Below are 12,951 nucleotides of genomic sequence, written 5' to 3'. Positions count from 1 at the left end.
TTTGGCACGCTGTTGAGTTCTCAAGGAACGGACGCTTCCTTTGTACTCACCCGAGAGACTCTCTCGCGGCTTTCCTCCGGGCGCTTCCCTTCGGTGTTTCCAACCTTACCAGATCCTTTTCCCGTTCCGTTTCCGGTCGGAATTTGTTTCCGGTGGCCGTTGGAGTGGCCTTGCCTATTCGATTACCTTGCGGCTCTCTTTCGGCGAGCCCGACTTTATCAGAAGTTTTCGGCCGGTCTGACCGGCTGACTCATTCCTGAATGGTCGGGGACTTCTCGGGAACTGAATTCACAAGAATCCGACAGATACTAACCGTCGCCATGGGGCAAACCCTGCCCTCTAGGCAACTGTTCGAATCTACCTCCCCACTCCCTCCGTGTCAACGGCTCTTGTGGGGCGAAGGAGAGACTAGCAGCTCAGCAGACATGTCCGCACATCAGGCAGCAGTCGGAACCGCGGCGCTGCGCTCCGCCGCCTCGACATCGCCCGTCTCCCCGGTACGGGCTGCACGACCGCCCATGACGTAGACGTAGACGAGGAAGACGAGTTCGGCGATGACGCCGATGCTTATTCGCGTCCACGTGGGCAGGCCCGACGGGGTCACGAAGCCTTCGATGCCGCCGGAGATGAAGAGGACCAGCGCCAGGCCGATGGCCATGCCGACGGCGGCTCGGCCCTCCTCGGCAAGGGCCGTGCGTCGGCTGCGGGGGCCGGGGTCGATGACGGTCCAGCCGAGGCGGAGGCCGGTGCCGGCGGCGACGAAGACCGCGGTCAGTTCGAGCAGGCCGTGGGGCAGGACGAGGCCTAGGAAGGTGTCGAGCCGGCCGGCTGACGACATCAGGCCGAAGCCGACGCCCAGGTTGAGCATGTTCTGGAAGAGGATCCACAGGACCGGGAGCCCCAGGAAGACCCCGAGGATCAGGCACAGGGCGGCGGCCCAGGCGTTGTTCGTCCACACCTGGGCGGCGAAGGAGGCCGCGGGATGGCTCGAGTAGTACGTCTCGTACTGACCGCCGGGGCGGGTGAGCTCGCGCAGCTCGGTGGGGGCCGCTATGGAGGACTGCACTTCCGCATGCGTGCCTATCCACCAGCCCAGAAGTGCGGCAACAAGGGTCGACAGGAGTGCTGTGGGTACCCACCAGTGGCGCGACTTGTAGACCGCGGCGGGGAATCCGTGGGTGAGGAAGCGGGTGACGTCGCGCCAGGAGGCGCGTCTGGTGCCTGTCACGGCGCTACGCGCGCGTGCCACGAGTTGGCTGAGCCGACCGGTCAGTTGTGGGTCGGGGGCGCTGGACTGGATCAGGGAAAGGTGGGTGGCGGTGCGTTGGTAGAGGACGACGAGTTCGTCGGCCTCGGCGCCGGTGAGGCTGCGCTGGCGCCGGAGCAGGGCGTCGAGGCGGTCCCATTCGGCTCGGTGGGCGGTGACGAAGACGTCGAGGTCCATCGGTTTGCCTGCTCCTGGGCTGTTCGTCGGCGGCTCGTCGTGGTGTCAGCTTGTCGCACTGGGGCGCGATGCGCCCTCAGCTTGGCAGACTGGCCGTCCTCAGGGCAGGTCAGGGGAAGGACAGCGGCGTGAGTGAGCTTGTGACGGGCGAGGCGGTGGCGCTGGAGCTGCGTCCCGCGAGGCTGCCCAGCAGGGCGCTGGCCGTCCTGCTCGATCTGGTCGTGGCCATGATCGCCTACATCGTCGTGACCATCGGTCTGGTGGCCTCCACGGCCGCACTGGACGAGGCGGCACAGACCGCCCTGTCGATTGCGACGTTCGTACTGTTGCTGGTGGGTGCGCCGATTGCGGTCGAGACCCTGAGCCATGGGCGGTCGCTCGGCAAGATGGCGTGCGGGCTGCGCGTGGTGCGGGACGACGGCGGGCCGATCCGGTTCCGGCATGCGCTGGTACGGGGTGGGATCGGCGTGATCGAGATTCTGATGACATTCGGCGTGATCGCCTGCGTCGCTTCGCTGGTATCGGCGCGTGGGCGGCGGCTCGGGGACGTGTTCGCGGGGACCCTGGTCGTGAGGGAACGCGTACCCGTGACCCGTATGAGTTTCGTTCCTCCGCCGCCGCCCTGGCTGGCCGGGCGGTTCTCCGGGCTGGATCTGTCGGCGGTTCCGGACGGTCTGTGGCTTGCCATCCGGCAGTACCTGACGCGGATGCAGCAGCTGGATCCGCAGGTCGGCTCGGCCATGGCGGAGCGGCTCGCAGGCGACCTCGCGACTCGAACGGGAAGCCCGGCGCCTCAGGGCGTACCGCCCGCCGCGTATTTGGCGGCGGTGGTGCACGAGCGACAGGCTCGGGATGCGCGGCGCGCCTTCGCGAACAATTCGGCCGTCGGTGCCGGTGGCGCTCCCGCGGGCGGCGCGCCAGGGGGGTATGTCCCTTCGGCGGCTCCCCCCGCGGCTCCTCCCGTTTATCCCGCTCCCTCCTATCCCGCGTACGTCACACAGGCGGCACCGGTGGACGGTTCGGGCGCAGATCAGGACAGTGGTCAGCCCGAGGCTCCCGTCAGCCGTCGGCACGAGGCTCACGAAACGTCGAGTGCCGACCGGCCCGCCACCGGGTTCGTGCCGCCTGCCTGACCCTGCCGACGGACCAACCAGCCCCCAGGCGCCAACCACTCCGCACGCGGCGCTCAGCTGAACACTGACGGCGGCGATTCAAGATCCTCCAACTCGACGCCCGGTGCCGCGAGTACGACGTCGCCGGCGATGTGCACGGCGTGCTGTTCGCCCGTGTCCAGGGCTGTGACCTGGTATTCGTCGACGGTCAGAGGGCCGTTGTCAGTGGCGTGTGCTTCTCTTTTCAGCAAGGCCCAGGACTGGTCCACGGTGCGCGGGGCGAGGACCGGGTCTGTGAAGGCGACGAGGCGTACGCGGGTTGCTGAGCTGGAAGGGGTGAGGCGCAGGAGACGAGTGGTGGCAATGAGGAATGCGGGGGATGTGCCGGTGAAGGCGTGGGCGCGGACATTGCCTTCCGTGGCGTGAGCCCCGCTGGGGTCTGTGCGGACCCAGGTGACGCCGTCGAGCGCACCGCCCCGGACTTGCCAGCCAGCGGCGTGGAGTTCGAGGCGGATGGGGCGGCCGAGTTCGTCGAGGGCGAGATCGACGGACCCGGTGTGGTCACCCGCGGGGGTGGTCAGTTGTGCGACGTAGCGCCAGCCGGAAGGGCCGGGGGCGCAGTGGAAGTGTTCGTGTGCGAGGGGGGTGTGATCGTGCGGATCGTGGAGCGAATAACGGCCGCGGGGCATGGGGGTCCTGGGTCTTGACGGGCTGATCCGGCCGGCCGCAATGGCCAAAGGGGCAGGCCCCCGGCACGGGGGTGCGGGGGCCTGCCTCGGAGGACCTGCTGGTGAGAGGGCGTCAGCGCACCGACGCGCTCGTCACGGGTTGCGGTCAGTACTCAGCTGCTGAGCCGACGGCTCAGTAGCGGTAGTGGTCCGACTTGTACGGCCCCTCGACCTCGACGCCGATGTACGACGCCTGCTCCGGGCGCAGCGTGGTCAGCTTGACTCCGAGCGCGTCCAGGTGGAGGCGAGCGACCTTCTCGTCGAGGTGCTTGGGCAGCACATAGACGTCGGTCGGGTACTCGTCCGGCTTGGTGAACAGCTCGATCTGGGCCAGGGTCTGGTCCGCGAAGGAGTTGGACATCACGAAGGACGGGTGTCCGGTGGCGTTGCCCAGGTTCAGCAGGCGACCCTCGGAGAGGACGATGAGCACCTTGCCGTCGGGGAACGTCCAGGTGTGGACCTGCGGCTTGACCTCGTCCTTGACGATGCCCGGGATCTTCGCCAGGCCGGCCATGTCGATCTCGTTGTCGAAGTGGCCGATGTTGCCCACGATCGCCTGGTGCTTCATCTTGGCCATGTCCGCGGCCATGATGATGTCCTTGTTGCCGGTCGTGGTGACGAAGATGTCGGCCTTGTCGATGACCTCGTCGAGGGTCGTCACCTGGTAGCCGTCCATCGCCGCCTGGAGGGCGCAGATCGGGTCGATCTCGGTGACGATCACGCGGGCGCCCTGTCCGCGCAGCGACTCCGCGCAGCCCTTGCCCACGTCGCCATAGCCGAAGACGACCGCGGTCTTGCCGCCGATCAGGACGTCGGTGGCGCGGTTGATGCCGTCGATCAGGGAGTGGCGGCAGCCGTACTTGTTGTCGAACTTCGACTTGGTGACGGCGTCGTTGACGTTGATCGCCGGGAACAGGAGGGTGCCGTCGCGGTGCATCTCGTACAGGCGGTGGACGCCGGTCGTGGTCTCCTCGGTCACGCCGCGGATCTCCGAGGCGAGCTGGGTCCACTTCTGCGAGCCGTCCGAGATGGTCCGGTGCAGGAGCTCGAGGACGACGCGGTGCTCGTCGGACTCGGCGGTGTCGACGTCCGGGACCTTGCCGTCCTTCTCGTACTCGACGCCCTTGTGGACGAGGAGGGTGGCGTCGCCACCGTCGTCCAGGATCATGTTCGGACCGCCGGTGGGGGTGTTCGGCCAGGTCAGCGCCTGCTCCGTGCACCACCAGTACTCGTCCAGGGTCTCGCCCTTCCAGGCGAAGACCGGGATGCCCTGCGGGTTGTCGGGCGTGCCGTTCGGGCCGACGGCGATGGCGGCGGCCGCGTGGTCCTGGGTGGAGAAGATGTTGCAGGAGGCCCAGCGGACCTCGGCGCCCAGGGCGGCCAGGGTCTCGATGAGGACGGCGGTCTGCACGGTCATGTGCAGGGAGCCGGTGATCCGGGCGCCGGCGAGGGGCTGCGCCTCGGCGTACTCCTTGCGGATCGCCATCAGGCCGGGCATCTCGTGCTCGGCGAGGGTGATCTCCTTGCGGCCGAACTCGGCCAGGGAGAGGTCGGCGACCTTGAAGTCCTGTCGGTTGTCGACAGTCGTCATTGCGAGCTGCTCCTCGGAGGTTGGGGCGAGGTGGATAGGACTGGTCTGCGCGGCGGCGGACACAGGGGTGCCCGAAGGAGGACACAAGCATGCCCGCGTACACGCAGCGCAGTTCGTCGGAGGCCCTCTCTCCCTCGGTCGGTCCGCGGTGGGACCGCCCGACCGCCATCAGCAGCGACGTCTGGCTCTGTCCCAAGCTACACCGGTAGGCCGGGCCGTCCCCAGTCCACCTCCGAACGCATCGGACCGATAACGGTCCCGGCTGCCGCCGGGCCCGGTGGGCAGGGGACGGCTGTGACAGCGATAACAGGACACGCACAAACGGGAGGACAGGAGGCGACAGACCAGGAACATCCAGGACTTTTGCGCCTTTGAGCCGGGCGGGAGGTGTTGCAGGATGCGGGGAGATCGGGACATCTGATCGGTCCAGCGGGACGTCCGGGACGGCGTTCTCGCGTGACGAAGGCGTTAGGAGATCGACGTGACCAGTCCGGCCGGCCCTCCCCCCACGGGCAGTGGCGATGGCGAGCACAAGAGGTTGAAGTTGCTCGCGGTGACCGCGTGCCCGACCGGCATAGCCCATACGTACATGGCTGCGGAGAAGCTCGCGCAGGCCGCCGCGAGCCGTGGCATCGACATGAAGGTGGAGACCCAGGGATCCATCGGGGCCGAAAACGTACTAGATGACAACGATGTCAGAGCCGCCGACGGTGTCATCGTCGCTGCGGACAAGGACGTGGATCTGAGCCGATTCGCGGGCAAGCGGGTCCTGACCGTCGGGGTCGCCGAGGGCATTCGCCACCCTGAGCAGCTGATCGAGCGGGTGCAGTCGGCACCGGTGCACAGGGAGGGCGGCTCCCCCACGGCCGCCCCCGCCGCCGGTGGCAAGGAACGCAGCGTCGGGTACAAGGCGCTGATGAACGGGGTCAGTTACATGATTCCGTTCGTGGTGGTCGGCGGGCTGCTGATCGCGGTGTCGCTCGCGATCGGCGGGCACACGACGCCGGACGGCCTGGTCATCCCGGAGGACTCCTTCTGGATGGACGTGAACAACATCGGCGTCATCGGCTTCACGCTGATGGTGCCGATCCTGTCCGGCTATATCGCCTACGCGATAGGCGACCGGCCCGCGCTGGTGCCGGGCATGATCGGTGGCTGGATCGCCAACACCGGTGAGCTGTACGACTCCAAGGCGGGCGCCGGGTTCATCGGGGCGATCGTGACCGGGTTCCTGGCCGGCTATCTGGTTCTGTGGATCAAGAAGGTCAAGGTCCCGAAGTTCGTCCGGCCGATCATGCCGATCATTGTGATCCCGATCGTGGCGACCTCGGCGCTCGGGCTGTTCTTCATCTACGCCATCGGCAAGCCGATCTCGTGGGTGTTCGAGCATCTGACCAGCTGGCTCAGCGGGATGACGGGCACGAGCGCGGTGCTGCTCGGGGCGATTCTCGGGCTCATGATCGCCTTCGACATGGGCGGGCCGGTCAACAAGACGGCGTTCCTGTTCGGCGCCGGGCTCATCGCGACCGGCAACCAGACCGTCATGGGCATGTGTGCCGCGGCGATCCCGGTCATGCCGCTGGGGCAGGGTCTCGCCACGCTGATCCGCAAGCGGCTCTACACCGAGCAGGAGCGGGAGACCGGTCTGGCCTCGCTGTTCATGGGCTGCTTCGGCATCTCCGAGGGCGCGATCCCGTTCGCGGCGGCGCGGCCCGCGCAGGTCATCCCGGCCAACATGCTCGGCGGCGCCGTCGCCGGTGCGATCGCCGGGCTCGCCGGCGTCGAGGACGCGGTGCCGCACGGTGGGCCGATCGTGGCCGTGCTGGGCGCGGTGAGCGGCGTACCGATGTTCTTCGTGGCTGTCGCGATCGGCACGGCCGTCACCGCGCTGACGACGGTCGCCCTCGTCGACATCGTCGAGCGGAAGCGCGGTACGTCGGTCGACGGTGCCGGCTTGAGCGGGCCCGAGCCCTTGCTGGTCGGTGCCGGCGTGGGAGCGGGGGGCGCCATCGGCGTCGTACCTCCGCAGACCGCCCGGGCATCCGCGGCGCTGGTGAAGGGCGGTTCGAGCAACGGCGCACCCGCCGAAGGCGCGACCAGCGAGGCCGAATCACCGGCCACCACCCCCGAAGCCCTGTCCGGCCACCTCACCGCGCAGACCGTGAAGGTCCGGCTCGACGCCGCCGACAAGGAAGCGGCTATCCGTGAAATGGCGGCTCTGCTGGCGCGGACCGGCAGGGTGGCGGATGTCGACGAGTTGGTGGCGACCGCGTTGCGGCGGGAGGCGCAGGGCACGACGGGGCTCGGTGAGGAGATCGCGATACCGCATGCGAAGACGGACGCGGTGACCGCGCCGGTCGTCGGGTTCGCGCGGTCCGACGAGGGCATCGAGTGGGGCTCGCTGGACGGTACGAAGGCGAGGCTGGTGTTCATGATCGCCGTACCGGAGGCGGCCGCGGGTGACGAGCATCTGCGGATTCTGGCGCTGCTGTCGCGGAAGTTGATGAATGCCGGGTTCCGGGAGCGGCTGATGGCGGCGCCGGACGAGGCGGCGGTCCTCGGCGTGCTGAGCGAGATCCAGTAGCCGGAACACCGGAACAACAGTGGTCGATGGATGCCGCTGGGGCCCGCCGAAACGCTCGGCGGGCCCCAGCGTCGTCAGAACGCGGTCGTACGACGACGGATCAGTGCTCGGAGGTGTGCGGCGCCGGTCCTCCCGGCGTCGCCTCGCGGTCGGCGCCGCGGGCCGCCTCGGTCTCGCTGTAGACGTCCGGTTCGAGGTAGATCACGCGGGCGATCGGGACGGCCGCGCGGATGCGGGACTCGGCGGCGTCGATGGCGGAGGCGACCTGGGTGGCCGTGTCGTCGTGCTGGACGGCGATCTTGGCGGCGACCAGCAGCTCCTCGGGGCCGAGGTGGAGCGTGCGCATGTGGATGATCCCGGTGACGGTGTCGCCGTCGACGATCGCGGCCTCGATCTTCTGGACCTGTTCGACGCCGGCGGCCTCACCGAGCAGCAGCGACTTGGTCTCGGCGGCCAGGACGAGGGCGATCAGGATGAGGAGCACACCGATGCAGAGGGTGCCGATGCCGTCCCAGACACCGTCGCCCGTGGCGAGGGCCAGGCCGACGCCGCCGAGGGCGAGGACGAGGCCGACCAGCGCGCCGAGGTCCTCCAGCAGGACGACGGGCAGTTCGGGTGCCTTGGCGTGGCGGACGAACTCCGTCCAGGACTTCTTGCCACGCAGGGTGTTGGACTCCTTGATGGCCGTCCGGAAGGAGAAGGTCTCGGCGATGATCGCGAACACCAGAACGCCGACCGGCCAGTACCAGTGCTCGATCTCGTGCGGGTGCTTGATCTTCTCGTAGCCCTCGTAGATGGCGAACATGCCGCCGACCGAGAAGAGGACGATGGAGACGAGGAAGGCGTAGATGTAGCGCTCGCGCCCGTACCCGAAGGGGTGTTGGGGGGTCGCCTCGCGCTGGGCCTTCTTGCCGCCGACGAGAAGCAGGGCCTGGTTTCCGGAGTCGGCGAGGGAGTGCACCGACTCGGCGAGCATCGACGACGAGCCGCTGAAGAGGAACGCCACGAATTTCGCTACCGCGATCGCGAGGTTGGCGGCGAGTGCCGCCACGATCGCCTTGGTGCCGCCTGACGCGCTCATGTATTCGCGATGTCCCTTCGTACGTACGCCGTCCAGACCTTTGCCCGGTCTTTGCCAGTGGGCCATTGTTGCAGTCCGCTCCGACAACGGCGCGCCAGGCCGCAACTCCTTGACCTTCAGGCGACGACAGTGGCCCTGAAGACCGTTCCGGAACCGGACACTTCGGCCTTTTCGCCGGCCGGGACGAAGACCGACTGACCGGGTCTCAGCTCGTGCTCGCCGGCCCGCACCGAGCCCGCCGTGCAGAGCAGGATCTGCGGGGTCTCCCGGGTGAGGTCATGGGCCGCGCCGCCCGTGGGGAGGACGTACCGGGACAGCCGGAACTCGTCGATCGGGGTCTCGTAGACCTCCTCGCCGTCCGGGGATGCCTCCGGGCGCAGGACGCCGGGGTCGCTCGGCTCGAAGCGGACGATGCGCAGGAGTTCGGGGACGTCGACGTGCTTGGGAGTGAGGCCGCAGCGCAGGACGTTGTCGGAGTTGGCCATGATCTCGACGCCCAGGCCGTTGAGGTAGGCGTGCGGGACGCCGGCGCCGAGGAAGAGGGCCTCGCCGGGCTGCAGGCGTACGTGGTTGAGGAGCATCGCGGCGATGACGCCGGGGTCGCCCGGGTAGTGGTGGGCGATGTCGGCGTAGGGGGCGTACTCGCCGCCGAGTCGGGCGCACGCTGCGGCGGCCGCGGTGACGGTGTGGGCCATCTCCTCGCGGTCGGCGCTGAGTACGGCCGTCAGCACCTCACGCAGCGCCGCCTCCTCGGGGTGGGCGTGCAGCAGGTCGACGTACGGCTTGAGGGAGTCGACACCGAGACCGGCGAGGAGGTCGGCGGCCCGGGCCGGGTCGCGGAAACCGCACAGGCCGTCGAACTCGGTGAGTGCGCAGATGAGTTCGGGCTTGTGGTTGGCGTCCTTGTAGTTGCGGTGCGGGGCGTCCACGGGGATGCCCCGGCGCTCCTCGTCCGCGTAACCCTCCTTCGCCTGCTCCAGGTTGGGGTGCACCTGGAGGGAGAGCGGGCCGCCGGCGGCGAGGATCTTGAGCAGGAAGGGCAGGCCCGGGCCGAACTTGGCCACGGCCGCGGCGCCGAGTTCGCGCTCCGGGTCGGCGGCGATGATCTCGACAAGCGTGCCGCGGTCGCTGCGCGAGGGCGCGCCCGGGTGGGCTCCCATCCACATCTCCGCCTGCGGTTCGCCGGTCGGCTCGACGCCGAGCAGCTGCGGGATCGCGGTGGTGGAACCCCAGGCGTAGGGGCGGATGGTGTTGTCGAGGCGGTCCATGCGGCTCTCTGTCTGCTCTCTCTGCGTTCGACTGCGTTTGACGCTGGTTCGCCGGGTGTACGGCTGCCGTCCCGTCCCGCATACGGCGGTCAGGGCGTCCTGGGTCAGATCAGGCCCTCGAAGCGAGCGTCAGGTAAACGGCGGCGAAATCCGTGATGGCGATCAGTTCGGCGAGGGTCTCCAGTTCACCGCCGGGCTCCGGCTCCAGCTCGCTGATCGGCGTGTCGTGGCTGAGGGCCAGGTCACGGGCTGCCGGGGCGGCGGTGAGACCTCCGAGCGGGCGGTCTCGGAGCAGCACTACGCGCGCGTGCATCGCGGGCGGCTCGTCGACGCGGTCACGGAAGAAGTCGTCGGGGTCGGCGCTGGCAGCGAGCGATCCGGCGAGCAGGGCGTTGTGCGCGGCGAGCGCCTCGGGCAGTTCGGCGACGACGGCGGGCGTGCCGGAGAGCTCGGCGAGGGCCGCGGCGAACCGGCGGCCGGCCGGTCCCGCCGAGGTGCCCTCCGTCCAGATCACCGGGAGTGCGTCGGCGAGTTCGCCGGCGAGGGTCTTCGCGGGGTTGCTGTACGTCGCGATGGCCGGCCCGCAGCGCTCCGCGATGTGGTCCAGGCGATCGGCGACCTTCTGGATGGCGTCCGGCGGAGCGGTGAGCAGGCCCGTGCGGTCGAGGAGGCCGAGCAGCGGGGTCAGCAGCGCCCACAGGACGCCGGGCGCGGACGCGGCATGGGGTTCGTCCTGCTCGTACGGGGCGGTCGCGAGCGGTACGAAGAGGCCGTGGGCGCCTTCCACCGCCTCGTCCAGCGGGGTGCGGGGCGGGGCGACGGCGACGACCGTGCAGCCGCGGCGGTAGGCCTGGTCGGCGAGCAGGGAGAGGCCGGGTTCGGTGCCGTCCGGGGTGGCGATGAGCAGCAGGTCCACCGAGCCGGCCCAGCCGGGCAGCTCCCAGCGCAGGGCGCCGGCGGCGGGCGCGACGCCGGAGGGTGCCAGGCGCGTGACCGGGCTGCCCGCGCCGGCGAGCGTGCCCAGGAGGTCGGCGACGCAGATGGCGGCGGCGCCCGGGCCCGCGATCAGGATGGCGCGCGGGCGGCCGTCCGGTTTGAGGTCGTGGACGCCGGCCTCGGCAGCGTGCCGGGCCGCGGTGCGGACGCGGGCGCCGGCTTCGGCTGCGCCGCGGAGCAGGCCGCGTCGGTCGGCCTCCGAGAGTGCCTCGGGGGCGTCGAGCAGCGATTCGTCGAGCATGGGCGGCAGCCTCCGATCGCCGGTCGTCGTTACGCGGGGCGGCGGGCTTCGTCGACGAGGAGGACGGGGATGCCGTCGCGGACGGGGTATGCCAGGCCGCAGTCCTGACCGGTGCAGATCAGCTCCGCGTCCTGCTCCTTGAGGGGGGCGTGGCAGGCCGGGCAGGCGAGGATCTCCAGGAGGCCGGCTTCGAGCGGCATGGGTGGTCCCTTCGGGGGCGGGGGTGCTCTACGTCTGTGTGTGCGGATGTGCCTGGTCAGGGTACCGCCGGTGGGGGTGGGGCGCGGGAGTTGGGCAGGGCGGGGTTCGAAGGTGAACGGAGTTGGTGTGGCCGTCGCCGGTTTTCGCCCCCACCGCCCCTACCCGTCCCGTCCCTGGGGGCTGCGCCCCCAGACCCCCGCTTCGGCCTGACGGCCTCGTCCTCAAACGCCGGACGGGCTGAAATGCCCGGACCGGCGTCCCAGGAGCAGCCCTCAGCCCTCAGCCCTCAGCCCTCAGCCCCTGATGATCCCCAGCGCCTCGTCCCGCACCTTCGCCATGGTCGCCTCGTCGCGGGCCTCCGCGTTCAGCCGCAGCAGGGGCTCCGTGTTGGACGGGCGGACGTTGAACCACCAGTCGGCGGACGCGACCGTGAGGCCGTCGAGTTCGTCGAGTCGGACGCCCTCGCGGCCCTCGTAGGCGGAGCGGATCGCGGCGAGGCGGGCGGTCTGGTCGTCGACCGTGGAGTTGATCTCGCCGGAGCCGGCGTAGCGGTCGTACTGGGCGACGAGGCCGGAGAGGGGGCCGTCCTGGCCGCCGAGGGCGGCGAGGACGTGGAGGGCGGCGAGCATGCCCGTGTCCGCGTTCCAGAAGTCGGCGAAGTAGTAGTGGGCGGAGTGCTCGCCGCCGAAGATCGCGCCGGACTTGGCCATCTCGGCCTTGATGAAGGAGTGGCCCACGCGGGTGCGGACGGGCGTGCCGCCGTTCTCCTTCACGACCTCCGGGACCGACCAGGACGTGATCAGGTTGTGGATGATCGTGCCCTTGCCGCCGTGCTTGGCCAGCTCGCGCGAGGCGACCAGGGCGGTGATGGCGGACGGGGAGACCGGGTCGCCCTGCTCGTCGACCACGAAGCAGCGGTCGGCGTCGCCGTCGAAGGCGATGCCGAGGTCGGCGCCCTCCTCGCGGACGCGCTTCTGGAGGTCGACGATGTTGGCCGGGTCGAGGGGGTTGGCCTCGTGGTTGGGGAAGGTGCCGTCCAGCTCGAAGTACATCGGGACCAGGGTCAGGGGCAGGCCCGCGAAGACCGTGGGCACGGTGTGGCCGCCCATGCCGTTGCCCGCGTCGACGACGACCTTCAGCGGGCGGATGGAGGTCAGGTCGACGAGCGAGCGGAGGTGCGCCGCGTAGTCCTCCAACGTGTCGCGCTGCGTGATCGTCCCCGTCGTGGCCGCCGGTTCCGGGGCGCCCGAGTCCATCCAGCCCTCGACCAGTTCACGGATCTCGGTGAGCCCGGTGTCCTGGCCCACGGGGGCCGCGCCCGCCCGGCACATCTTGATGCCGTTGTACTGGGCCGGGTTGTGCGAGGCCGTGAACATGGCGCCCGGCAGGTCGAACGCGCCGGACGCGTAGTACAGCTGGTCGGTCGAGCACAGGCCGATCTCGGTCACGTCGGCACCGCGGGCCGCCGCACCGCGCGCGAAGGCGCCGGACAGTCCCGGGGACGAGGGCCGCATGTCGTACCCGATCACGATCGCGCTCGCCCCGGTCACCTGGACGAAGGCAGCCCCGAAGAGCTCGGCCAGCGACTCGTCCCACTGGTCGGGGACCACTCCGCGCACGTCGTACGCCTTCACGAGCTGCGACAGATCAGCAGACACGGCCAACCTTCCTGAAAAGTCCTATCGGTCAGCACAAACTACCCGCA

Annotated in this window: 10 protein-coding genes; 2 read left to right on the top strand and 8 right to left on the bottom strand. The window is 69.7% G+C overall.

Going from position 1 to position 12,951, the window contains the following annotated elements:
* Positions 1-436: 436 nt before the first annotated feature.
* On the bottom strand, positions 437-1,444 hold the full coding sequence (locus ACIHFB_RS34390) for a stage II sporulation protein M (RefSeq protein ID WP_400128962.1): 1,008 nt from the start codon (positions 1,442-1,444) through the stop codon (positions 437-439).
* Between the two features lie 128 nt (positions 1,445-1,572).
* Between ACIHFB_RS34390 and ACIHFB_RS34385 the strand changes: the two genes are divergently transcribed.
* On the top strand, positions 1,573-2,577 hold the full coding sequence (locus ACIHFB_RS34385; RefSeq protein WP_400128961.1) for an RDD family protein: 1,005 nt from the start codon (positions 1,573-1,575) through the stop codon (positions 2,575-2,577).
* A 53-nt stretch (positions 2,578-2,630) separates the two neighbouring features.
* Here the strand turns inward: ACIHFB_RS34385 and ACIHFB_RS34380 are convergent, their stop codons facing one another.
* Positions 2,631-3,245 carry a hypothetical protein gene (locus ACIHFB_RS34380; RefSeq protein ID WP_365276727.1) on the bottom strand — a complete coding sequence of 205 codons (615 nt, stop codon included), beginning with the start codon at positions 3,243-3,245 and terminating at the stop codon, positions 2,631-2,633.
* A gap of 172 nt (positions 3,246-3,417) precedes the next feature.
* Positions 3,418-4,875 (bottom strand): adenosylhomocysteinase, encoded by a 1,458-nt coding sequence (ahcY, locus tag ACIHFB_RS34375; RefSeq protein ID WP_365276724.1) that lies wholly within the window; start codon positions 4,873-4,875, stop codon positions 3,418-3,420.
* Between the two features lie 481 nt (positions 4,876-5,356).
* Between ahcY and ACIHFB_RS34370 the strand changes: the two genes are divergently transcribed.
* On the top strand, positions 5,357-7,459 hold the full coding sequence (locus ACIHFB_RS34370; RefSeq protein ID WP_400128960.1) for a fructose-specific PTS transporter subunit EIIC: 2,103 nt from the start codon (positions 5,357-5,359) through the stop codon (positions 7,457-7,459).
* A 100-nt stretch (positions 7,460-7,559) separates the two neighbouring features.
* On the opposite strand, the gene ACIHFB_RS34365 is transcribed toward ACIHFB_RS34370, so the two are convergent.
* The 5 genes from ACIHFB_RS34365 to ACIHFB_RS34345 form a co-directional block, all read right to left on the bottom strand.
* On the bottom strand, positions 7,560-8,540 hold the full coding sequence (locus tag ACIHFB_RS34365) for a cation diffusion facilitator family transporter (RefSeq protein ID WP_365276718.1): 981 nt from the start codon (positions 8,538-8,540) through the stop codon (positions 7,560-7,562).
* 116 nt (positions 8,541-8,656) lie between these two features.
* Positions 8,657-9,808, bottom strand: coding sequence for a mannose-6-phosphate isomerase, class I (gene manA / locus ACIHFB_RS34360; protein ID WP_400128959.1), 1,152 nt, complete (start codon positions 9,806-9,808; stop codon positions 8,657-8,659).
* A 109-nt stretch (positions 9,809-9,917) separates the two neighbouring features.
* Positions 9,918-11,045, bottom strand: coding sequence for an SIS domain-containing protein (locus ACIHFB_RS34355; protein WP_400128958.1), 1,128 nt, complete (start codon positions 11,043-11,045; stop codon positions 9,918-9,920).
* A gap of 29 nt (positions 11,046-11,074) precedes the next feature.
* Positions 11,075-11,245 (bottom strand): Trm112 family protein, encoded by a 171-nt coding sequence (locus ACIHFB_RS34350; RefSeq protein WP_020940431.1) that lies wholly within the window; start codon positions 11,243-11,245, stop codon positions 11,075-11,077.
* Between the two features lie 294 nt (positions 11,246-11,539).
* The gene (locus ACIHFB_RS34345) at positions 11,540-12,904 is read right to left on the bottom strand and encodes a phosphomannomutase/phosphoglucomutase (protein ID WP_400128957.1); all 1,365 of its coding nucleotides are present in this window, start codon (positions 12,902-12,904) and stop codon (positions 11,540-11,542) included.
* Positions 12,905-12,951 lie beyond the last annotated feature (47 nt).

Source organism: Streptomyces sp. NPDC051963 (assembly GCF_044593495.1).
Lineage (GTDB): Bacteria > Actinomycetota > Actinomycetes > Streptomycetales > Streptomycetaceae > Streptomyces.
This window is presented reverse-complemented; position numbering and strand designations above follow the sequence as displayed.